This window comes from Gilliamella sp. ESL0443, from assembly GCF_019469165.1.
GTDB lineage: Bacteria > Pseudomonadota > Gammaproteobacteria > Enterobacterales > Orbaceae > Gilliamella > Gilliamella apicola_E.
Map to the genome: position 1 here is coordinate 859,269 of NZ_CP048263.1, position 23,476 is coordinate 882,744.

19 protein-coding genes, 2 tRNA genes and 1 pseudogene are annotated in these 23,476 nt (G+C 35.8%); 14 read left to right on the forward strand and 8 right to left on the reverse strand.

Annotated features, from left to right (window positions below):
- Nucleotides 1-9 precede the first annotated feature (9 nt).
- The 3 genes and pseudogenes from GYM76_RS03895 to GYM76_RS03905 form a co-directional block, all read left to right on the forward strand.
- The gene (locus GYM76_RS03895; protein ID WP_220225968.1) at nt 10-1,242 is read left to right on the forward strand and encodes an alanine--glyoxylate aminotransferase family protein; all 1,233 of its coding nucleotides are present in this window, start codon (nt 10-12) and stop codon (nt 1,240-1,242) included.
- A gap of 192 nt (nt 1,243-1,434) precedes the next feature.
- Nucleotides 1,435-2,706 (forward strand): MFS transporter, encoded by a 1,272-nt coding sequence (locus GYM76_RS03900; RefSeq protein WP_220225969.1) that lies wholly within the window; start codon nt 1,435-1,437, stop codon nt 2,704-2,706.
- A gap of 85 nt (nt 2,707-2,791) precedes the next feature.
- Nucleotides 2,792-3,226, forward strand: a pseudogene (locus GYM76_RS03905) (amino acid ABC transporter ATP-binding protein); the annotation flags it as partial.
- Nucleotides 3,227-3,304: 78 nt separating this feature from the next.
- Here GYM76_RS03905 and fabB read toward each other — a convergent pair.
- The gene (gene fabB, locus GYM76_RS03910; RefSeq protein WP_065562982.1) at nt 3,305-4,516 is read right to left on the reverse strand and encodes a beta-ketoacyl-ACP synthase I; all 1,212 of its coding nucleotides are present in this window, start codon (nt 4,514-4,516) and stop codon (nt 3,305-3,307) included.
- 310 nt (nt 4,517-4,826) lie between these two features.
- On the opposite strand from fabB, the gene GYM76_RS03915 reads away from it, so the two are divergent.
- The gene (locus tag GYM76_RS03915) at nt 4,827-6,092 is read left to right on the forward strand and encodes a putative DNA modification/repair radical SAM protein (protein WP_370632610.1); all 1,266 of its coding nucleotides are present in this window, start codon (nt 4,827-4,829) and stop codon (nt 6,090-6,092) included.
- Nucleotides 6,093-6,095: 3 nt separating this feature from the next.
- The gene (locus GYM76_RS03920) at nt 6,096-6,875 is read left to right on the forward strand and encodes a TIGR03915 family putative DNA repair protein (RefSeq protein ID WP_065562983.1); all 780 of its coding nucleotides are present in this window, start codon (nt 6,096-6,098) and stop codon (nt 6,873-6,875) included.
- Nucleotides 6,876-6,920: 45 nt separating this feature from the next.
- On the opposite strand, the gene GYM76_RS03925 is transcribed toward GYM76_RS03920, so the two are convergent.
- A complete protein-coding gene (locus GYM76_RS03925) occupies nt 6,921-7,679 on the reverse strand; it encodes an MlaA family lipoprotein (protein WP_220225972.1) in 759 nt (252 codons plus the stop codon).
- A gap of 119 nt (nt 7,680-7,798) precedes the next feature.
- Here GYM76_RS03925 and GYM76_RS03930 point away from each other — a divergent pair.
- Nucleotides 7,799-7,870: transfer RNA gene (locus GYM76_RS03930), tRNA-Arg, on the forward strand.
- Nucleotides 7,871-8,409: 539 nt separating this feature from the next.
- Here GYM76_RS03930 and GYM76_RS03935 read toward each other — a convergent pair.
- Entirely contained in the window at nt 8,410-9,024 is a 615-nt protein-coding gene (locus tag GYM76_RS03935; protein WP_065563035.1) for a type VI secretion system-associated protein TagO, read from the reverse strand.
- A 91-nt stretch (nt 9,025-9,115) separates the two neighbouring features.
- Here GYM76_RS03935 and GYM76_RS03940 point away from each other — a divergent pair, with 91 nt between their 5' ends.
- Nucleotides 9,116-9,520, forward strand: a complete 405-nt coding sequence (locus GYM76_RS03940) for a tail fiber assembly protein (protein WP_220225973.1) — start codon at nt 9,116-9,118, stop codon at nt 9,518-9,520.
- 3 nt (nt 9,521-9,523) lie between these two features.
- Here GYM76_RS03940 and GYM76_RS11030 read toward each other — a convergent pair whose 3' ends face one another.
- Together GYM76_RS11030 and GYM76_RS03950 are read right to left on the reverse strand one after the other, a co-directional pair.
- The gene (locus GYM76_RS11030) at nt 9,524-10,096 is read right to left on the reverse strand and encodes a serine O-acetyltransferase (RefSeq protein WP_255561383.1); all 573 of its coding nucleotides are present in this window, start codon (nt 10,094-10,096) and stop codon (nt 9,524-9,526) included.
- A 480-nt stretch (nt 10,097-10,576) separates the two neighbouring features.
- Nucleotides 10,577-10,653: transfer RNA gene (locus GYM76_RS03950), tRNA-Val, on the reverse strand.
- A 300-nt stretch (nt 10,654-10,953) separates the two neighbouring features.
- Between GYM76_RS03950 and recQ the strand changes: the two genes are divergently transcribed.
- The 5 genes from recQ to ruvB all read left to right on the forward strand — a co-directional run bounded on the left by recQ (nt 10,954) and on the right by ruvB (nt 17,349).
- Nucleotides 10,954-12,783 (forward strand): DNA helicase RecQ, encoded by a 1,830-nt coding sequence (gene recQ, locus GYM76_RS03955; protein ID WP_220225974.1) that lies wholly within the window; start codon nt 10,954-10,956, stop codon nt 12,781-12,783.
- Nucleotides 12,784-13,032: 249 nt separating this feature from the next.
- A complete protein-coding gene (gene dnaX, locus GYM76_RS03960; protein WP_220225975.1) occupies nt 13,033-15,099 on the forward strand; it encodes a DNA polymerase III subunit gamma/tau in 2,067 nt (688 codons plus the stop codon).
- A gap of 33 nt (nt 15,100-15,132) precedes the next feature.
- Nucleotides 15,133-15,471 (forward strand): YbaB/EbfC family nucleoid-associated protein, encoded by a 339-nt coding sequence (locus GYM76_RS03965; protein WP_065563043.1) that lies wholly within the window; start codon nt 15,133-15,135, stop codon nt 15,469-15,471.
- A gap of 246 nt (nt 15,472-15,717) precedes the next feature.
- Nucleotides 15,718-16,326: a Holliday junction branch migration protein RuvA gene (gene ruvA, locus GYM76_RS03970; protein ID WP_220225976.1), complete on the forward strand. Its 609-nt coding sequence runs from the start codon at nt 15,718-15,720 to the stop codon at nt 16,324-16,326.
- A gap of 18 nt (nt 16,327-16,344) precedes the next feature.
- Nucleotides 16,345-17,349: a Holliday junction branch migration DNA helicase RuvB gene (ruvB, locus tag GYM76_RS03975; protein ID WP_267331857.1), complete on the forward strand. Its 1,005-nt coding sequence runs from the start codon at nt 16,345-16,347 to the stop codon at nt 17,347-17,349.
- A gap of 78 nt (nt 17,350-17,427) precedes the next feature.
- Here ruvB and cysK read toward each other — a convergent pair whose 3' ends face one another.
- The 3 genes from cysK to yfbV all read right to left on the reverse strand — a co-directional run bounded on the left by cysK (nt 17,428) and on the right by yfbV (nt 19,670).
- Nucleotides 17,428-18,393, reverse strand: a complete 966-nt coding sequence (gene cysK / locus GYM76_RS03980; protein WP_065563046.1) for a cysteine synthase A — start codon at nt 18,391-18,393, stop codon at nt 17,428-17,430.
- A gap of 310 nt (nt 18,394-18,703) precedes the next feature.
- On the reverse strand, nt 18,704-19,210 hold the full coding sequence (gene priC / locus GYM76_RS03985) for a primosomal replication protein PriC (protein WP_220225978.1): 507 nt from the start codon (nt 19,208-19,210) through the stop codon (nt 18,704-18,706).
- 10 nt (nt 19,211-19,220) lie between these two features.
- Nucleotides 19,221-19,670 carry a terminus macrodomain insulation protein YfbV gene (gene yfbV / locus GYM76_RS03990; protein ID WP_220225979.1) on the reverse strand — a complete coding sequence of 150 codons (450 nt, stop codon included), beginning with the start codon at nt 19,668-19,670 and terminating at the stop codon, nt 19,221-19,223.
- 191 nt (nt 19,671-19,861) lie between these two features.
- On the opposite strand from yfbV, the gene GYM76_RS03995 reads away from it, so the two are divergent.
- Entirely contained in the window at nt 19,862-21,067 is a 1,206-nt protein-coding gene (locus GYM76_RS03995) for an acetate kinase (RefSeq protein ID WP_220225980.1), read from the forward strand.
- A 67-nt stretch (nt 21,068-21,134) separates the two neighbouring features.
- Nucleotides 21,135-23,279 carry a phosphate acetyltransferase gene (gene pta / locus GYM76_RS04000; protein ID WP_065734033.1) on the forward strand — a complete coding sequence of 715 codons (2,145 nt, stop codon included), beginning with the start codon at nt 21,135-21,137 and terminating at the stop codon, nt 23,277-23,279.
- Nucleotides 23,280-23,476 lie beyond the last annotated feature (197 nt).

Below are 23,476 nucleotides of genomic sequence, written 5' to 3' on the forward strand. Positions count from 1 at the left end.
GAAAAAATAATGTTAGACCTAGATAAATATGACCAAATTAATCCGCCTACGCGACTATTAATGGGACCAGGTCCAATCAATGCTGATCCTCGTGTCACTAGAGCGATGGCGGCACCTTTAATTGGCCAGTTTGACCCAGTTATGACTGATTATATGAATCAGACTATGTCACTTTATCGAGATATTTTTAAAACCAAAAATGAACAAACTTTTGTTATTGATGGTACTGCAAGAGCCGGTATTGAAGCCGTTCTTGTGTCAACAATTAAACCGGGTGACAAAGTATTAGTACCCGTATTTGGTCGTTTTGGTTTATTACTTTGTGAAATTGCCCACCGTTGTCGTGCTGATGTGCATACTATTGAAGTGCCATGGGGTGAAGTTTTTGATCCTAATGTTATTGAAGATGCTATCAAAAAAGTCAAACCCAAACTATTACTTTGCGTGCAAGGTGACACTTCAACCACATTATTGCAACCATTGGATAAAATTGGTGAAATTTGTCGTCGTCATGGTGTGTTGTCTTATGTCGATGCAACTGCTTCGATTGTGGGTAACCCACTTGAAGTTGATAAATGGCAACTTGATGGCGTTTCAGTGAGTTTACAAAAATGTTTAAGTGGACCTCCAGGTGTTGCTCCTCTTACTTTAAGTCCAAAAATGGTCGAGATTATTCAAGCTCGTAAATGTGTTGAGCTGGGTATTCGTGCTGAAAATGATGCGGGTGGTCGAGATGAGATGATCTATTCTAACTATTTTGATATCGATATGATTATCCGTTACTGGAGTTCTGAACGTATCAACCACCACACTGAAGCGACCTCAATGCTTTATGCTGCACGCGAATGTGCTCGAATTGTGTTACAAGAAGGTTTAGATAACGTGATTGAGCGTCATCACGTTAATGGGGCAGCAATGGTTGCTGGTTTACAAGCTATGGGACTTGAGTTGTTTGGCGATCTCGATCATAAAATGAATAATGTCGTTGGTGTGGTTCGTCCGGAACATATTAATGACCTTGAAGTTCGCAATTTAATGTTAAATGATTTTGGTATTGAAATCGGTGCTTCATTCGGTCCGCTTAAAGGTAATGTATGGCGTATTGGTACTATGGGCTATAATGCTAGAAAATCTTGTGTCATGCAAACATTAACCGCGTTTGAAGCTGTGTTAAATCGAGTTGGTTTTAAAACAGTACAAGGGGCTGGTTTACAAGCTGCCTGGAACGTTTATAACAGCTAATAATAAAATAATAATAAAAGTTCACTGAAGTGAGCGGAATTATACCCATTGGATTTTTGAGCTTTTAATTTAGAACGAAGTAATTTGTTGGTCAAATTGTCAACAAATTACTCTAAAAATAGAGTAAATTTAAAATAGTAGCAAAAATGTTAACTTTAAGTTAATTGGGATGATATTATTTAAGGAAATTTTATGAATAAATTGAATACTAAAATTCCTACCTCTGGGTATAATCAAAAAAAATGGAAAGGGCGTTATACCATTTTATTACTATTATGGTCAGGTTGGTTACTTTCGTTTCTTGATCGTATGGTAATGAATGTCTCATTGCCGTTTATTGGCCATGATCTTGGTATCGATAAAACTGTACAAGGTTCAATTATTAGTGCATTTTTTATTGGTTATGCACTGTTCCAAATTCCCGGTGGTTATTTATCAGATAAATTTGGTCCGCGTAAAGTGATGGCTTTTGCCATTATTTGGTGGTCGATGTTTACGCTTTTTACCGGTCTAATTTATCTATTGCCATTAATGTTACTGACTCGCTTTATGTTTGGTGCCGGTGAAGGTTGTTTCCCAGCTTCGTCTTGGAAAACTATCGCCACTTATTTTCCTGCCAAAGAACGAGGACGAGCAACAGCAATTCAATCTTCCGTCAACACATTAGGACCAGCAATATCTGTAATTGTGGCAGTTGCCATTATTGAATGGTTAGGTTGGCGCGATGTATTTATCATCTTAAGTATTCCTGGTTTTATATTAGGCTTTTTTATCTATAAGTTTATTCGCAATAATCCATCTGAAAATAGTCTGATTGGTGCTGATGAACTGCAAGAATTAGAAATAATCAACGATAATGTCTCAGTCGAAGAGAGCTCGTCTTCGTTAATAGATGTATTGAAAATGCCAATACTCTGGAAGTTATCGCTAATTTGGTTCTTATTTGATATCACATTCTGGGGATTCACCACTTGGTTACCAAGTTATTTGCTTGAGGCAAGAGGATTATCGCTCTCCAAAACCGGTATCTTAGCTGCAATCCCATTCTTATTTGGTGCATTAGGGACTTTAGTCGGTGGTTATTTTGCTGATAAGTTCGAACAAAAATTAAAATATGTATATGGTTTAACCGCTTTTATCTCTGGGATATTTCTTTTCTTAATGTTCCAAGTCGATAATCTTGAGGCTGCTATAGTCTTCCAATGCGTATCAGCACTCTTTATGTTTATCGCATTTGCTATCTTTTGGGGAATGCTAATGCATATGATTCCGCCGGTAATCATGGGCAAAGCCTCAAGTATTGTCAACTTTGGTGGACAAGTTGCAGGCGTATTATCACCATTCATCATCGGCTTCCTTATCGACAACGCCAACGGAGGCTACAACCACGCCTTCTTATTTATGGTGATCGCGTTAATAAGCTCAGCGGTATTGACCTTTTTCATTAAAAAAATGAATATTTAGTTAATCTACATGATGAGAAATCTTGGGAAAATACTCAAACTTGGTTTGAGTATTTTTTCTTTGATGAATTGTTTATTCTAAAAGTAATTTAATTTTGGCACCAATGGATGTCAAGAAGATGCCAAAAAATGATGCAATCAATAAGGCTGAAGGTTTATTAGTTAAGGTTGGTTTGATTGATAAGATTGATGCTTATCCAAATCAATTATCCGGTGGTCAACAACAACGTGTCGCGATTGCTAGATCATTGATGATGGACCCGAAAGTTATGCTTTTTGATGAACCTACTTCGGCGTTAGATCCTGAGTTAGTCGGTGAAGTTTTAGCGGTGATGAAGGCATTTGCTCAAGAGGGGATGACCATGGTGGTTGTCACTCATGAGATGGGTTTTGCTAGAGAGATGTCAACACGTGTTATTTTTATCGATCAGGGCATCATTCAAGAACAAGGCTCACCTGAGCAAATTTTTAATCATCCTCAAAATGAAAGAACACAGCTATTTTTAAGTAAAGTATTATAATTGATCTACTTGATTGATTAAGCTATAAAAAAACCGCACTAATGAGTGCGGTTTTTTATTAAACATTAACTATCAGACTTAAGCTTTATATTTTTTCATGACAATTGAAGCGTTAGTGCCACCAAAACCAAAGCTATTTGACATTACTGTTGTTAATTCACGTTCAGTTGGCTCGGTAATAATGTTCATTCCAACTGCTTCATCAGCGAGTTCGTCGATGTTGATACTTGGTGTGATAAAGCCATGTTCAAGCATAAGTAATGAATAGATTAATTCTTGAGCGCCGGTTGCACTCAATGAGTGGCCAGTCATTGATTTAGTCGAAGAGATAGCTGGAATGTTATCTCCAAATACTTGTTTGATTGCCCATAATTCTTTAACGTCACCAACTGGTGTTGAAGTTCCGTGAGTGTTGATATAATCAACTGGTGCGTCAAGATCTTGAATAGCAAGTTGCATACAACGCATTGCACCTTCACCAGACGGTGCAACCATGTCATAACCATCAGATGTTGCACCATAACCAACTAGTTCACCATAGATATGTGCACCACGTGCAAGGGCGTGTTCAAGTTCTTCAACAACTACCATTCCAGCACCGCCAGCGATAACGAAACCGTCACGGTTTTTATCATAAGCGCGTGATGCTTTTTCTGGGGTGTCGTTGTATTTGGTTGATAATGCGCCCATTGCGTCAAATTCACATGACATTTCCCAGCAAAGTTCTTCTCCACCACCAGCAAATACAATGTCTTGTTTGCCAAGTTGGATAAGTTCTGCTGCATGACCAATACAGTGAACTGATGTTGCACAAGCAGATGTCATTGAGTAGCTAATACCTTTAATTTTAAATGGTGTGGCTAAACATGCAGATATTGCAGATGACATTGATTTAGTTACTGCGTAAGGACCAACACCTCTTAAACCTTTTTCTTTCATGCCGGCAACAACATTATATTGAGTTTTGGTTGAGCCACCATAACCAGCGATTAGACCTGTACGAGGATTAGATACTTGTTCTGGGGTTAATTTTGCATCTTCGATTGCTTGTTGAAGAGCCAGATAACCATAAATAGATGCATCATTCATAAAACGGACAACTTTGCGATCAATAAGCCCAGTTGTATCTAATTTAACATTACCACATACATGACTGCGCATTCCGCTATCTTTCATTTCTTGAGAGAAAGTAATACCACTTCGGCCCACTTTCAATGATTCTAAAACTTCTTTGGTATTATTCCCAATACTTGAAAGAATACCTAATCCTGTGATTACTACACGTTTCATCTAATGCTTTACTCCTAAGTTAACCAGCTTCGTATGAAAAATTGGTGTGATTATAGCGTACACTTGTAAGCTGAACAATACCCTATGATTGATTTTATTTCACAATTTTTAAATAAGATAGGGTTAGTGGAATAAGTAATCAATGATACTCCCGCTTTTTACATTTTATTTATAGTCTCTTAATAAAGTAGAGTTTATATGCAGTTTTATTGAGCAAATATTTCCTATTTTTGATCTGATAATTTACTTGCAGATGCAAGTAAAATAGTTATAATTCTGTAAATATATACAGTAATTGGTGGTAATTATGATTCAAGACAAAATGATGTCAAAGCTTGAGATATTGGCAGAATCTGCAAAATATGATATTTCGTGCGCATCAAGCGGTACCTCACGCAATAATAAAAATAAAGGTATTGGTAGTGCCTCTCGTTGTGGTATCTGTCATTCTTTTACCGCCGATGGTCGATGTGTCTCGTTATTAAAGATTATGCTAACCAATTACTGCATATTTGATTGTGCTTACTGTATTAATCGCCAAAGTAATGATATCCCACGAGCTGGATTTACTCCAAAAGAGTTAGCCGATTTAACCATTGAATTTTACCGTCGCAATTATATCGAAGGACTTTTTTTAAGCTCTGGCATTATACGTAGTGCTGATCACACAATGGAAAAAATGATTCGGGTAGTCAAAATTCTACGTCAAGAATACCATTTTAATGGTTATATCCATATGAAAGCTATTCCTGGCGCAAGTAATGAGCTTATCAAAGAAGCCGGTTTATTAGTTGATAGAATGAGTGTCAATCTAGAGATTCCTACTGAACGTAATTTAAAATTACTTGCACCGGATAAAGATCATCAAACGATCTATCAACCAATGCGTCATATCCAACAAAATTTGATGGAAAATATTGAAGATCGCAAAAAAATTAAGTCTACTCCAAAATTTGTACCATCAGGGCAGAGCACCCAGGTAATTATTGGGGCGACAGATGAAACCGATAATCAAATATTACAACTTACTGCCAAACTTTATAAACGGCCAAGTATGAAGCGGGTTTACTATTCGGGGTTTATTCCGGTCAATAGTTATGACAAGCGATTGCCGGTGTTGCAAGAAGTTCCACGAGTTCGCGAAAATCGTTTGTACCAAGCTGATTGGTTACTTCGTTTTTATGATTTTAGCGTTGATGAGATTGTTAATGATGAACATCCTGATCTTGATTTAACTGTCGATCCAAAATTGTCTTGGGCGATTCGTAATCCGCAGTTTTTTCCGGTAGATATCAATCGTGATAGTTATCGAAAAATTTTGCGAGTTCCTGGCATTGGTGTTAAATCAGCTAAATTAATAGTGATGGCAAGGCGACATCGAAAACTTAATATTGAAGCGTTAAAACGCATAGGCGTTGTGCTTAAACGTGCGCAATTTTTTATTGTTTGCCATGAAATGAGTACCTATAAATTGCTCGAGTCATCTGCTGAATATATTCGACTGAACCTGCAAGATCCGCCATTACTTGAAGCTAAAAAAGATCCTATTCCTCAGCAGCTTGTGATGGGATGGTAAGTTATGCTAGCTTTTTATTATGACAAATCTTTCGAAGGATTGTTATGCGCGGTTTTTGATGCGTTTAAACTTAAAAAAATGCCGGAATGCTTGTTGTCGGATGATGATGTTGTACCGCTTTTGGTATCTGATTCTCACCATGTTGAATTTCGTAATAGCAAGTATGAAAGGGTATATTCGGCGCTACAAAAAAAGTTATCTAAGATTGCACTAAATCAGATCTTATTTACTTGGTTATCAGAGCTGCCTGAAAGTGATTTAATCATTTTTCGTTATATTTGCAAAGTATTTAAATCTAACTATTCAATTGAAACTGATTTTGGCGATCCAGATGTATTAGCCATTCATGATATCGCTAAAAAAGTGAATAAAGAAAAACACCATATCCAACAATTTGTTCGATTTAATGCTATCAAAAATCCAACAAGTGATGAAAAGATCTATTTTGCGGTTATTGGTCCCATTTATAATGCTTTACCATTAACGACACGATTCTTTAAAGATCGTTATGCCGACCAAAAATGGGCTATTTATGATGAAAAACGCCAGTATGGTTATTTTTATGATTTAGAAAAATTGGAGAAAATATCGTTAAACGATGATCTAATTATTAATAACAAAATTAACCAAGATTATTTAACTGATGATGAAAAACTTTTTCAGACCATGTGGTACCGTTATTGTAATGCACTAACGATAAAAGAAAGAATTAACCCAAAATTACAACGACAAAATATGCCAAGACGATTTTGGCAACACTTACCTGAAATGCAGCAAAAATAAAAAACGCCGAACAAGCCGGCGTTTTTTATTAATGTAGGGAAAATTCTATTGGGCGTCGATATCGCCAATAATACCGTTGATACTTTCTTGACGTTGTTGCTCTTTTTTCTCATCAACTTTACCGCCTGACGCATTAAAGTCATTACGTTGGAAGTAAGCATTACGCATAAAGTTATAAGGGTCATCACTATTTTTAAGCAGATCTTCATACTCAATAGCTACGGCACGAGCTTCAACGCCATCAACAACACCACGAACTAACGCCCATTCCCAATCTAACCAAACAAGTGGTGGGTATAAAGTGTCAACGATGTCACCACCTTCCTGACGAAGTGTCGCAGAACCATAGAAAGGTAATACAACATAAGGACCATAAGGTACATCATAGTGACCTAATGTCTGACCAAAGCTACGTTTTGAGCCTTTTTGTAATTGAGGATCCGCCATTCCAGCAACATCAAATATACCCGCCACACCAAAAACGGTATTGATAAAGAATCGAGCTAAATGTTTACCAGATTCACGGCCTTCGCCTTGTAGTGCACTATTGACTACTGATGCTGGTTCAGAAAGGTTAGATGAAAAATTAACAACGCCTTTACGTACAGGTGTTGGTACATAATCTTTCCATACCACAGCTGCCGGGCGTAAAATATAAGGATCAAGGGCATAATAGTTAACATCAAACATGGTTTTGTTAAAACCTGATAATGGGTCACTATAACTGTTGGTTTCAGCTTGATAAGTGGCACAACTTGTCAGTGCTAAAACCGAGAACATCATACCTATTATTCTTTTTTTCATAATGTTATAAATCATAATTGACGAATGTTAAGATTGTATCATGTTTGTTCAAAATAGAAAATTTTTCATTATTTAAATAGTAATATCTTGATAAATTTATTAGAATAACCGCCCGAGATGACCTCATAGTTAAATGGATATAACGAGCCCCTCCTAAGGGCTAGTTGCAGGTTCGATTCCTGCTGAGGTCGTATTTGTTAATCATGCCAAATTAATAACACGTCTTTGTATGACCTTATCTGAACTGATTTTTTCATTGAAAATGTATCTTAAAAACCTCTTCACTTACCCCAAATAGATAACTTTTCTGAACTGTTTGCAGTTATTTGACAATATTTTGAGATAATACATCAAAAATACCGTGATAGGACTAATTCATAGAAGGTATCAAATCAGCAAAGCTTAATGACAGATTGTATAATATGCTAAATGTCGAAAGCTAAATTTCATATATTTAATTTAAATGTACTATGAATTAATAACGTCATCAGTGTATAAAAGGTTATGATCGTTGTTTTATCTGAATGAGTTTTTAATAAAATAATAGATATCACTTTCAATTGTTGGTTAGGAAGGATCTTTTATAAGTTAAAATTTATGATCATAATGATGAAATTGATCTTTTTACTTGAAGCGAAACGGATCAATTTCATCTTTGTTTAACATTTAATGTTGAGATTTGTGTTAATGGTAATGTAAGGTATTTTGAGAAATTTAGTTTTCCAAACCATTACCAACCACATGTTTCCCTTAGTGGTTTTATTGCTTCATCAAGTCCAGTTAATGTAAAAGTTGTATTTACTGTTGTTTCACCGTATGGTGTGACTTGAATAAATAATTTATTTTTTCCGATTAAATCCTTAATAAAATCCTTTGTCTTTTTTGATCGGGTGCTTGGATAGAATATTGCTTTATGATCATTTGAAATATCCCATCTTCTATTCGATACCGCTTTTTCAGAGTCAATACGTGTTACAGGCGTTAAACCATTAGAACTTAAAAATGTATCAAAATCGACATATAACTCAGTTTTATTCTCTTTACATCTGATATATAAATGAGGTGTTATTAAATCATATCGCGCATTTATTGGACGATCAGCATTTAGTCTTATGGTTACAGATTTACTATCATCAACTGGTGATACACCTTCTTGGACAAACCATTTGCCCATGGCATTTTTATCTATCGAGCTTTCAGTTTTTGTCTCGAATATCTTATCATAACAAGCGAGTCTTTGTGTTGAGTCTGTCAGCGATTTACAGCTGTCAATTTTTTTCTCAAGTTGATCATCAGCGAGGGTTAAAAAAGGTAAAGCAATTAAGGTAAATAAAATCTTTCTCATAATAAAAATCAATAAGTTAAATGCTCTTTAATAGTATTGTATTTTTTGGGGGAAATCAATGCTTAATTGTTGATTATCCAAAGCTGATTTGGTGAATAATCAACATAAGTGGACATACCCAGCAGATCATCGAGGTAAGGCAATCTACTCAAAAGAAACCGACGCAGTATCAACAGTAACAGAAATTGGAGATATTCCGAATGATTATACGTTATTAAAACCGTCCAGCGAATTTGATACTTGGAATGGTAAAAAATGGGTGCTAGATAAAGAAAAACAACATCAGCATGACATTTTAGTAGCACAATCACAACAATCACAATTACTGAATGATGCGAATAATACAATTAATAATCTGCAAGATGCTGTCGATGCAGAGATTGCAACAGAACAACAAATCGAAACATTAAAATGCTGGAAAAAATATCGTTTTGAATTAAATCAACTAGATGTTAATACTGCGCCAGATATTGAATGGCCAGCAAACCCACAGTAACAATTAATTATTCTGGATAATTGTATTTGTTTTTTGCGTATAAACAGTGCAGTTATCTGGAATATCTTTATTTACAAATGACATTGCACCAATTTTTACATTATTACCTATTTTTATTTCACCACCCAAAATAACTGAATTGGCACCAATAGAAACATTATCACCAATTATTATTCTGATCGGACTGTGACTTTGTCCAATTGTTACATTTTGGTGGATTGTTAAATTATCTCCAATTGTTACATTTCTATTTATAGTAATAGAATAAGGGTGAACTAATAATAAATTTTTGCCAATTCTGGCGCCAAACATTATATCTATACCAAATTTACTAATCAATTTCGGTTGGATTTTCTTTGCAACGTCTCTTTGTTTATCACTGCCATGTAAATACATTTCGTTAGCTAGACGCCACCAAAATAAATAAATTTTTTGTAGTGATCGTGTTTTGAGATACGATTTTATTACTCGATAAAAAGACACTTTTTTATCAGATGTTAATTCAACTAACCAACACTCTTTCAAATGCGTCAAATCATGAGTCATTAAAAATTTAATTATATGTATATATTTCATAAAACTATCCAGGCTAATTAATAATACTAGTTTAACATATTTGGTAAATTAATAACTAAACGCTATCAATTTTCAACTTCACATACTCTACAGCAGCTTGATACGATTCAAAAATTCCGATTTTGTTTAATCTATCGTTTTTATAATAACACCACTAGTCGTTGTTTATATCGCATGACGGAAAAATCAAATACGAATCCTTGTCGCAATCTTAAATTGAATAGTTATCAGGGTCGGTTAGTATGTAAATTGTTTTTGTGTAGTTTATTATGATCATGTTATGAAAGTTTAGTTAGTTTTATTCATCATAAACTAATATTTTTCTGTAGTGTGAATTGAAGTGAAAAGCAGGGATGTGGATAGCAAAAATTTGCTAAAAATGGTATGGCTTTTACCCCAGTTTTACCCCGATTTTACCCCTTTAATAAAATTGAGGAAAAAATTAATTCTTTTGAAGCCTTTTAGTATAAGGCTTTAGGATGGTACGCCCGGGTGGACTCGAACCACTGACCCCCACCATGTCAAGGTGATGCTCTAACCAACTGAGCTACGGGCGTATATTTAGAAAACACGCAAATATTAGCGGGCAAATAGTTTTGTTTCAAGTAAAATAATTAAAAATAGCTGTTTTTTTAATCTTTTGAACTAGATTGGTGATAAAATAGGCAAAACCAATATTGAAAATTCAGATATTTGTCACATTTTTGTACTTTTTATTTTCACTAATTCATTTAACAGTTCGATATGGATTCTGTTTTTTATATTGTTTATAGGTAAATGCATATTCTCGGTGGTTTGTTGGTGCTAAATTAGCTATACTCCACAGCGTCGTTAAGTTATTACTGGTTCAGGTTGTTATGTCGTTTAAAGATCAAATTGAAGATGTTCTACATAATATTTTTGGTTATAAGTCGTTTAGGAATCAACAAAAAGATATTATTGAATCAGTGATTGACGGGCGTGATGTTTTGGCCGTTATCCCTACCGGTGGCGGTAAGTCGCTTTGTTATCAAATTCCAGCGGTCGTATTACCAGGCACAGCTATAGTCATTTCGCCACTTATTTCATTAATGAAAGATCAGGTCGATCAATTGTTGGTGAATGGTATTCCTGCCGCATTTTTAAATGCAACTCAATCAGGCATCGAACAACAAAATGTTATCAACCAGTATCTAAACCATTCAATTAAATTGTTGTATATTTCCCCCGAGCGGTTGACAGTATCATCTTTTGGCGCGTTACTGGATCAGCATCCTCCTTCTTTAATTGCGATCGATGAGGCGCATTGTATTTCACAATGGGGACATGACTTTAGACCTGATTATCGCCAATTAAACCAGTTATCAAAACGTTTTGCTGATGTACCAATTATCGCGCTTACAGCCACTGCCGATGAGATGACACAGAGGGATATTCTTAATCAGCTCAATTTAGTTGATCCGTTGTTTGTGGTTCGTAGTTTTGATAGGCCGAATATTCGCTATACCGTGGTAGAAAAGTTTAATCTTACTGAGCAAGTTGTGTCGTTTATTGAAACGCAAAAAGGGAATAGCGGGATTATTTATTGTTCTAGCCGTTCTAAAGTTGAGGACATGACAACAAGGCTTGTGGCAAGAGGGTTTTCGGCTATCGCTTATCATGCTGGATTGTCTACAAGTGAACGGCAAAGCGCTCAGGAGAGTTTTTTAAAGGATAATACACAAATTATTGTGGCAACAGTTGCTTTTGGAATGGGGATTAATAAGCCAAATGTTCGGTTTGTTGTTCATGCAGATTGTCCGCGTTCAATTGAGGCTTATTATCAAGAAACAGGTCGTGCTGGGCGCGATGGTGTTCCTGCAGAAGCGATGCTATTGTTTAAAAGTAATGATTTAAGTTGGTATAAGCAGCAAATCATTGAAAAGTATGATAACGATCAGAAGCAAGTGGAGCTTCATAAGATTCAGGCGATGGAGTCATTTGCGCAATGTATGACGTGTCGTCGTATTGTACTGTTAAATTATTTTGGTGAACATCGAACTGAGTCTTGTAATAATTGTGATATTTGCCTTTATCCACCTAAGCAATATGATGCGTTGATTGATGCGCAAAAAGTTTTGTCTTGTGTTTATCGGGTTGAACAGCACTATGGTGCCCAATACATAGTGGATATTTTACGTGGTTCGGGGCGTTCACAAATTAAAGATAATCGACATGATAAGCTTTCAGTTTATGGTATTGGTAAAGAGCATAACGCTGATTATTGGCTTAGTGTAATAAGGCAGTTAATTTTTTTAGGTTATTTGCGGCAAAATATTTCCAATTTTAATACTTTGCAATTGACTGAAAACGCACGGGCAATATTGAAAGGTGAGGTGCAATTAAAGTTAGCAAAACCACGATTAGAAATTGTTAAGAAGAGTCGTTTAAATCGTTATGCTCGATCAATTAATTTAACGACTATTCTATCTTATGAAGAGCGAATTTTATTTAATAATCTTAGACGATTACGTAAAGAGATTGCCGATATGGAAGATATCGCTCCTTATATTGTATTTAGTGATGCAACCTTACTTGAAATGGTGCAAACGATGCCTGAAAGTAAGACACAACTTATTAATGTGTCAGGTGTTGGTAAAATTAAATTGGAGAAATACGGCAATCTGTTTTTGGATGAGATTAATGACTTTGTAATTAAAAATATATAACGCTGTAAGTTAAAATTTAAATCAATTTATTCGTTGAAAAAAAAGTTGAGGAACGGGGTTTTTGAGCAAAAAAATCCTGTAATATGACGCTAATTATTATATGTTTTACTTAAAATTGCGTTTTTATAATCTAATTTGTTTATAAATTAATTAAGGTCTATTATTAATTCGAAAAGTGGCATCTTAAAGACTAATTTGGCTCTTTATGATATGATTAGCAAAATTTAATCGTAATAAGTAATGGTGATTATGAGTTATCAAGTTTTAGCACGTAAGTGGCGACCAAAGTCGTTTTCTGAGGTAGTAGGGCAACAACATGTGTTGAAAATTTTATCTAATGCCCTCTCTCTTGGTCGGGTGCATCATGCTTATCTGTTTTCTGGTACACGAGGTGTAGGAAAGACGTCGATTGCTCGTTTGTTAGCTAAAGGCTTGAATTGTGAAAGTGGTATCACTGCAACACCTTGTGGTGTTTGTGATAATTGTCGTGAGATTGAGCAAGGTCGTTTTGTTGATTTGTTAGAAATTGATGCTGCCTCACGAACTAAAGTCGAAGATACGCGTGAAATTCTGGATAATATCCAATACTTGCCAACTAAAGGGCGTTTTAAAGTTTACTTGATCGATGAAGTGCATATGTTGTCTCGCAACAGTTTTAATGCATTATTAAAAACTTTGGAAGAACCACCTGAACATGTTAAATTTTTGTTAGCGACAACCGATCCTCAAAAATTACCTATTACTATTTTGTCTCGCTGTTTGCATTTGCATTTAAATGTGCTTGATACATCTTTAATTGGTGATCAGTTAAATCACATTTTACAATTAGAGCATATTGAAAGTGAGCCAAAAGCTATTCATTTATTAGCCAAAGCAGCCAATGGAAGTATGCGAGATGCGTTAAGTTTAACCGATCAGGCTATTGCGCTAGGTAATGGTAAAGTCGATGCTGTATCAGTTGCATCAATGCTTGGAACATTAGATAAGGCTATTCCTTTTGCGTTAGTTAATGCACTTTACCAAGGCGATGGTAATGCGTTAATGCAACAAATTGAATTGGCGGCAATGCAAGGAGCTGATTGGGATAATTTATTAGCTGAAAGCATTTCTTTGTTGCATCAAATTGCTTTATTACAAGTAGTACCTACAGCCTTAGGTGATTATGCCGATAGTGAGGAGCAATTGCGCTTTTTAGCTCAATACATTTCGCCAAATGATGTGCAATTGTTTTATCAAATTTTATTGATGGGTCGAAAAGAACTCGCGCTTGTACCTGACAAGAAAATGGGCGTGGAGATGAGCTTTTTACGTGCGTTAGCCTTTATGCCAAAAGATGTTGATTCGATTTCTCAACCGGTTTCAACCACTAATCCTTCAGCTGTAGGACATCCACCTGTCCCAAAGTCTAATCCGCCAAAAGTTGAATCAGCAACATCAGCTTCTGTGCCACCGATTCCAGTAAAGAAGGATGCAGCTAAGTCATCAGTTCAATCAACGGCACAGTCACAATCGTCATTAGCTGATAATAATGTTTCTCCTGTGCATCAAGCTAATAATTCGATGCCAGCCCATTCTATATCGCTTCCAGATGATGCTTCGTCTATCACTAAAAATATTTTAGAGATGCGAATGCAGTTAATGGAGGAACAAAGTTCAAAAAAGTCTGAACCGGTTGGTGCCAATCAACCATCAAGCGATTTAGTTAAATCGAGTCGTGTTAAACAGGCTACTAAGACTGAAGTTAATAGTGCAGTGGTGGATGAGGTTGTAGAGGACGACGAAGAGGAAATTACAGCAGAAAATTATCAATGGCAATCGACTGGACTGTTTGAGTCTAAGAATGAGCCGGTGATTGATGCGAAGTCAGTTAGGGAGTCACTTAAGGTTGATAAAACTCCAGAGATGACAAAAAAATTGATTGAAGAGATGGTCGAAAAAGATGCTTGGAGTGCGGAAATTGAAAAATTGGAGATTGCACCGTTAATTAAACAGATTGTAGTTAATTCGTATCCTGAAATAGTCGATGATAATAGTGTAATTTTGCATACGCGTTCGGCTGTTGAGCATTTAACTAAGTCGTCGGCAAATTGTATTAAGCTACGAACTGCGATGTCAGCTTATCGTCAAAAAACTCTTAATGTAGAGGTTGTGATTGATGATAGTAAGGATATAAAAACGCCATTAGAATTACGTGAAGATTTATATCAGCAGAAGCTTGAACAAGCTAAACAAACGATACATCAAGATCCTAAAGTTGAGACGATTTGTCAATATTTTGATGCCAAGATTGATGAATCGAGTATTCGTCCTGTATAATTACAGACTAAATGTTTTTAATGAGGAATAATTATGTTTCCAGGTGGAAAAGGTGGTTTGGGCAATTTGATGAAACAAGCCCAACAAATGCAAGCAAAAATGCAGCAAGCTCAGGAAGAGATTGCTAAATTAGAGGTTACTGGAGAGTCTGGCGCGGGTATCGTTAAAGTTACTGTAAATGGTGCACATAGTTGTAAACGCGTTGATATCGATCCGTCTTTATTAACCGAAGATGATAAGGAGATGTTAGAAGATCTTATCGCTGCAGCCTATAATGATGCTACTCGCCGTTTGGAAGAAGCTCAAAAAGAGCGTATGGCTCAAGTTACTGGTGGAATGCAATTACCACCTGGTTTTAAAATGCCATTCTAATTTGAATCTTTAACTCTATTTTTCTGATATTGCTGACTTTTGTCAGCAATATTTTTGTCTACTGACTGTTTATTTATACAGTTTGTCTTTATTAATTTTCTCCTATCAGGTAAACTAACTCACAATTGTTTTTTTAATTCACATTCAATTTTGATCATAATAATTAGGCTGATGTTGAACGAGAGTTTTTGTTTAATACTGATTGATCAACGTTGTTTAATTGACATTATTTATTAAGGATATATTGTGATAGGTCGTTTACGTGGAATCATTATTGAAAAGCAACCACCCAAAGTGCTAATTGAAGTTGGTGGTGTTGGCTATGAAGTGTTTATGCCAATGACCTGTTTTTATGAATTACCTGATAATGGTAAAGAAGTGATTGTGTTAACTCATTTTGCCGTTCGTGAAGATGCTCAAGTGCTGTATGGCTTTAATCATGAACAAGAGCGTGAATTGTTTCGTGAGTTGATTAAAGTGAATGGTGTTGGTCCCAAATTAGCGTTAGCAATTTTATCAGGAATGTCAGCAGGGCAATTTATTAGTGCAGTTGAGCAAGGTGAAATCAAGACGTTAGTTAAATTACCTGGCGTGGGCACAAAAACGGCTGAACGATTGATTGTCGAAATGAAGGATCGAGTTAAACGGTTTGGTGACGAGTTAGCTAATGTAAACGTAACTGTTGAGACTGGAAGTCTTAAAAAATCCTCAAGTCAGATTGAAGGTGAAGCCGTTTCGGCACTTATCGCTTTGGGTTATAAACCACAAGAAGCAAGTCGTATTATTAGTAAAGTCATTAAGCCAGACATGGATTGTGAAATGCTAATACGTGAAGCATTAAAGTCAGCATTATAAAGAAAATAGGGAACGATGATGATTGAAGCGGATCGTTTAATTGCGCCACAGGCTCAAAAAGAAGAAGAGTCGTTAGATCGGGCTATTCGTCCTAAATATTTGGATGAGTATATTGGTCAACCTCAAGTGCGAGAGCAGATGAAAATCTTTATTCAGGCAGCCAAGCAGCGTAGTGATGCGCTTGATCATGTTTTAATTTTTGGTCCTCCAGGTCTTGGTAAAACCACTTTAGCTAATATTGTTGCTAATGAAATGAATGTTAATTTGCGCACTACCTCTGGCCCAGTGTTGGAAAAAGCAGGTGATCTGGCTGCAATGTTAACCAATCTCGAGCCTAATGATGTGCTGTTTATTGATGAAATCCATCGATTATCTCCTGTCGTTGAAGAAATATTATATCCTGCTATGGAAGATTATCAGCTCGATATTATGATTGGTGAAGGTCCAGCCGCACGTTCAATTAAAATCGATCTTCCGCCCTTTACACTTATTGGCGCCACTACTCGAGCGGGTTCGTTAACATCGCCATTACGCGATCGTTTTGGGATTGTGCAACGCCTTGAGTTTTACCGCGTGGAGGATTTGGAGTATATCGTTAGCCGTAGTGCTAAGTTTTTAGGTTTAGATCTTTCCAAAGAGGGTGCATTTTTAATAGCTAAACGCTCACGCGGAACGCCTCGTATTGCTAATCGTTTATTGCGACGTGTGAGAGATTATGCGGATGTTAAATCCAAAGGTGTTATTGATGAGCGTATTGCTACTCAAGCTTTAGATATGTTAGATGTGGATAATGAAGGCTTTGACTATATGGATCGTAAGTTACTTCTTGCCATCATCGAAAAATTCATGGGTGGTCCAGTAGGATTAGATAATATAGCTGCAGCAATTGGTGAGGAACGTGAAACGATTGAAGATGTGTTAGAGCCGTTTTTGATTCAGCAAGGTTATATCCAAAGAACACCAAGAGGACGAATTGCAACACCTCATGCTTATCGACATTTTGGTATTGTTCAAGATGATTAATTTGATTTATTCTAATTTGATTTATCCGATTTTTAATCCAACACCGCCAACAGGCGGTGTTTTGCGTTTATAGGATAATTAACCAAGTTCTTTTTCAGTGAAAATACCACTAAATAAATCAGTACTAAGGTAACGTTCACCTGAAGAGGGTAATATTACCACGATGGTTTTATTCGCATTTTCTGGTAATCGAGCCAAACGATCAGCTGCAAATACTGCAGCACCGGATGAAATTCCTGCTAAAATACCTTCTTTTTCCATTATAATGCGTGCTGTTTCGATTGCTTCTTCGTTAGATACTTTTTCGACCAAATCAATCAAACTCAAATCTAAGTTACCAGGAATAAATCCAGCTCCGATACCTTGTATTTTGTGTGGGCCAGGTTTGATGGGTTCGCCGGCAAGTGCTTGTGTAATTACAGGTGAGGTAGTTGGCTCAACTGCGACAGCCGTAATGTTTTTTCCTTGAACTTTTTTGATGTATTTTGTTACACCAGTAAAGGTTCCACCTGTTCCCACACCTGCAACGAAAATGTCGATTTTTCCATCTGTATCAAGCCAAATTTCTGGTCCTGTGGTTTTTTCATGAATTTCTGGATTGGCGGGATTGCTAAATTGTTGGAGCATAATATTGTGTTTTGGATTACTAGCAACGATTTCTTCTGCTTTTTCAATCGCACCTTTCATTCCCTTGGCAGCTTCAGTTAATACAAGGTTTGCACCTAACGCTTTTAGAAGTTTTCGGCGTTCAATACTCATGCTTTCTGGCATGGTTAAGGTTAATTTATAACCACGAGCAGCGGCAACAGCAGCTAATGCGATACCAGTATTACCACTAGTTGGCTCTATAAGTTCGACGTCAGGGTTAAGTAAACCACGTTTTTCTGCATCCCAAATCATATTTGATGCAATTCGGCATTTGACGCTGAAACTTGGATTACGAGATTCGACTTTAGCTAATATATTACCATTCCCAAAATGTTTTAATCGAACTAGGGGAGTATGGCCGATGGTTTGTGAGTTATCATCAAATATCTTACTCATGGAAAAAGTCCTTATTAGTTTATTCTTAGATTCAAAAGTGGTGGCAAGTAATTAATTAATGTTGATGACTATATTATAGATTGAACTGAAAAGATGATACTAATTATTAATTATATTCATATGCATTTTTGATATAAGGGTCTTTATTTTGACTAGCTGGTATCCTTTTTAGTGCTGGGATCTTACTATAGTATTGAAATGTGAATTTACATATACGCTATATTCAGGCGTGTTTTGTTAAGACATTATTTTAAGTTAGGTAATCGTTGATCATCAAATATTCAGAAATTTATGATTATCTATGAAACCATTATTCAATGAAACTATTTTCCATGTCTAATTCAATTCTTTTAATAGCTTGTTCGCAGCGGTATATTCGATTATCAAGGGCAGCGATTTTGGTGTGTTCTATTGACTCTAAAGAGAGTTCGAGCTCATATTTCATCTCTTGTAATCGTCGCAAATAATCTAAATGTCTTGAATGTTTTTCAGCTAATGTTTCTGTAATAATATGGCCAGTAGTTTGTTTACGTAAATGTACTGTGGCAAGCTCACGTGTTAGGGCGGTAATTTGGTTTATAAGTCTTTCTGATAAAAATTCGATTTGTGTGCGTTTTTCCGAAAGTACTGCATCACAAAGTGCTAGATAGGTTTGCTTTACTTTATCTAAATAGAATTGATTGTCGGTTTCAATTTTACTGGTGTTAAACAGATGCTCATCAAAATAATGCTCTTGATAGCTTTGTTGTTCGGATAAGTTCAACTGCTGTTCAAGCTCGTTTATTTGATTTTTCAATTTTTCCAAAAATTTTTGCATGAATATATCTTTATGGTTGGTTATCGTCATTTTGCCCAAAATAATTCCCTAAATGAATTTTAGATAAGTTTATTAGTTTCATTAACGATTCAAAAGTTAATTTTTCATTTGGATTTTTATTCGGACTTAATATCTTTTTTTCAATTAATTGCAATTTGATTCGGTTATAGCTGTCAATTAAGTTGAGCGGTAATGGCGATTTAGACCGATATCCTAACCACAAGATCCCTTGAATAGGTAAACTTAAGGCAAATAGAATTGTGATTGCTGTTACCGCTAATTGCGCGGGTAAATAATATTGCCAAAGAATTAAGCCGATGATGATTGGCGGTAAAATTTTTTTTGCAACTTTGATGTAGTTAATAATTTTTAATTCAGGAAATGAATAGGATAGGGCTTTATCTTTTGGGCAAATATCCATATATATTTGACCTGCCTTAAAAATTTTAACTAAGTTCATCTGGTTTGGATTCCTCGACATTCACATTTTATTGTCTTAAAATAGTGCCATTCAAATTGGGGGCTCTCTTTATTTTATCTCAAATTTCAAGATATCAGAAGTCGCCTTATATAACACATTGATTATTTGTCATGTGTAGAGTTGCCAATATTGATTGGTAAAAATCTTTTATTCAATTTATAGGAATTACTATGTCATCAAGTAATAACGCTCTCGTTCTGAATTGTGGAAGTTCATCTTTAAAATTTGCTATTATTAACCCTGAAAATGGTGATGAGTTTTTATCTGGTTTAGCTGAATGTTTTCACCTTCCTGATGCACGTATCAAATGGAAATTAGATGGTGAAAAACAAGAAGCTTCTTTAGGCGCTGGTGCAGCACATAGCGAAGCGATTAAATTCATTGTTAATAACATTTTTCCACAAAAACCAGAATTATTAGACAGCATAAAATCAATTGGGCACCGTATTGTTCATGGTGGTGAGAAGTATACCCAATCAGTTGTGATTGATGATTCCGTTTTAAAAGGTATTGAAGAAGCTTCTGCTTTTGCGCCTTTACATAATCCAGCACATTTAATTGGTATTCGCGAAGCTTTTATTGCATTTCCTCATTTAAAAAATAAAAATGTTGCAGTATTTGATACAGCTTTCCATACTACAATGCCTAAAGAAGCATATTTATATGCAATTCCTAATGAATTATATACTAAGTACGGTGTTCGCCGTTATGGTGCTCATGGTACTAGTCATTATTATGTCAGCCGAGAAGCTGCAAAATTATTAAATAAACCTGTTGATCAAACGAATGTGATTACATGCCACTTAGGTAATGGTGCTTCAATCACTGCTGTGAAAAACGGTAAAAGTATTGAAACTTCTATGGGCTTAACACCACTTGAAGGTTTAGTTATGGGGACACGAAGTGGTGATATCGATCCTGCTATCATGTTCTTTTTACATGACAATTTAAATATGTCAGTTGCTGATATTAATAATTTATTAAATAAAAAATCAGGATTATTAGGTTTTACTGGTGTAAGTAGCGACTGCCGTTATGTAACAGATAATGCAGATAAAGACGAAAATGCTAAAAATGCTTTAGAAGTATTTGTTCACCGTTTAGTCAAATACATTGGTGGTTATGCGATGTTGTTAGACGGCCGTTTAGATGCAATCGTGTTTACTGGTGGTATTGGTGAAAATGCTGAATGTATTCGTCGTAAAACTTTAGAAAAATTAAGTATACTTGGTTTTGAGATTGATAAAGAACGCAATTTAGCTGCACGTTTTGGTAACGGTGGTGTGATCACTAAAGATGGTTCTGCTATTGCAATGGTTATTCCTACCAATGAAGAACTTGTCATCGCACAAGATGCAGCACGCTTAACAGCTTAAGCACTTTAAAACCGCCGTTAAGGCGGTTTGTTTTTGGATTTAATAAAGAATTAAGAGGAAACTTATTATGTCTCGTACCATTATGCTGATTCCAACTGGTACCAATGTTGGATTAACGGGTGTAAGTCTTGGTGTTATTCGAGCAATGGAACGTCAAGGTATTAACTTAAATGTATTTAAACCAGTTGCCCAACCAAGAGCAGGTGGTGATGCGCCTGATAATACAACGACTTTAGTTAGTAATAATACATCGATTCCAACTTTGAAACCTTTAAAAATGAGTTATGTTGAAAACTTATTAGGTTTGAATCAACAAGATGTTTTGATGGAAGAAATCGTTGCACTATATGCAGAAAATACTAAAGGTGCTGATGTTGTTTTAGTTGAAGGTATTGTACCAACTATTGATTATCCATTTGCTAATGAGCTAAATAATAACATCGCGAAGACTTTAGGTGCTGAGATTATTTTTGTGGTTAATATGGGTAAAGATGATCCAGAGCAGTTAAAAGAACGCATTGAGATTGCTCGTTCTAATTTTGGTGGCATCAAAAATGATAAGATTATTGGTGTGATTGTTAACAAAGTCAATGCACCAGTAGAAGAACAAAATCTCGCTCGTCCAGATGTTGTTGAAATTTATCATACACCTAAATTTGATGGTAAGAAAATTACAATTAATGATTTAAGCGAGCATAGCCCATTACCTGTACTTGGCTGTATTCCTTGGAACATCGATTTAAGTTCTTGTCGTACATATGACATTGCTAATCATTTACAAGCTAAAATCATTAATGAAGGCGGTATTAAAAATCGTCGAATTAAACATGTTTCTTTCTGTTCTCGTAGCGTTCCAAATATCATTAATCACCTTCAACCGAACGCGTTATTAGTAACTTCAGCTGATCGTGCTGATGTTTTAGTAACAATCTGTTTAGCTGCAATGAATGGTGTTGCTATTGGTGGTGTATTATTGACTGGTGGCTATGATATTGATGAAAAAATCTATAAATTGTGTCAACCTGCTTTTGATACAGGATTACCAGTATTTACTGTTAAAACCAATACATTCCAAACTTCAATCAATTTACAACAATTCAATTTAGAAATCCCGGTCGATGATAAAGAACGTATGGATAATACTCAGAATTTTGTTGCCGATCACATTGATCCAAGTTGGATTAAATCATTGAATGAAGTGGTTAGTTCTGCTCGTCGATTATCTCCTCCAGCATTCCGTTATCAATTAACTGAGCTTGCACGTAATGCGAAAAAAGTGGTGGTGTTACCAGAAGGGGATGAGCCGAGAACAATTAAAGCAGCTGCAATTTGTGCAGAGCGTCATATTGCTAAGTGTGTGTTAATTGGTAATCCTGATGAGGTCCGTAAAGTGGCTGCGTCGCAAGGTGTTACTTTAGGTGCAGGTGTTGAAATTGTTGACCCAGAACGCATTCGTGATAAATATGTACCTCGTTTAGTTGAATTACGTAAAAACAAAGGTATGACTGAAGTTATTGCGCGTGAGCAATTAGCTGATAATGTTGTGCTTGGTACAATGATGCTTGAAGCAAATGAGGTTGATGGTTTAGTCTCTGGTGCTGTTCATACTACAGCCAATACTATTCGCCCTCCGCTACAATTAATCAAAACTGCTCCAGGTAGTTCGCTTGTTTCATCGGTGTTCTTTATGTTAATGCCTGATCAAGTTTATATCTATGGGGATTGCGCTATTAATCCAGATCCAAATGCGCAAGAACTTGCTGAAATTGCTATTCAATCTGCTGATACTGCTATTGCTTTTGGTATTGAACCTCGTGTGGCTATGATCTCTTACTCAACCGGTAGTTCTGGTCAAGGTGCTGATGTTGAAAAAGTGAAAGAAGCAACACGTATTGCTCAAGAAAAACGTCCAGATTTAATGATTGATGGCCCTTTACAGTATGATGCTGCGGTTATGCCTGATGTTGCGAAATCAAAAGCGCCAAATTCTAAAGTTGCAGGTAAAGCGACGGTGTTTATATTCCCTGATTTAAATACTGGTAATACAACTTACAAAGCTGTACAACGTTCAGCTGATCTTGTTTCAATTGGACCTATGTTACAAGGTATGCGCAAGCCTGTTAATGATTTGTCTCGTGGTGCGTTAGTTGATGATATTGTTTATACTATTGCTTTAACTGCTATTCAATCCGCGCAAGAAAAAAATAGCTAGTAAATTATTAATATTTATGTTTAAATTTATGAGAGGTTTTTCATAGACCTCTCATTTTTTATCTATCCGATAAGTCCAATCACATAAAGTGACGAAATTAGTTAAGGATGATGTAAGTTATACATTATTTAGCGCTGTTTTTTGTTCCGATTCTATACATTATAAAGTTCTTTTTGATTAATTTATTTAAGCTATAT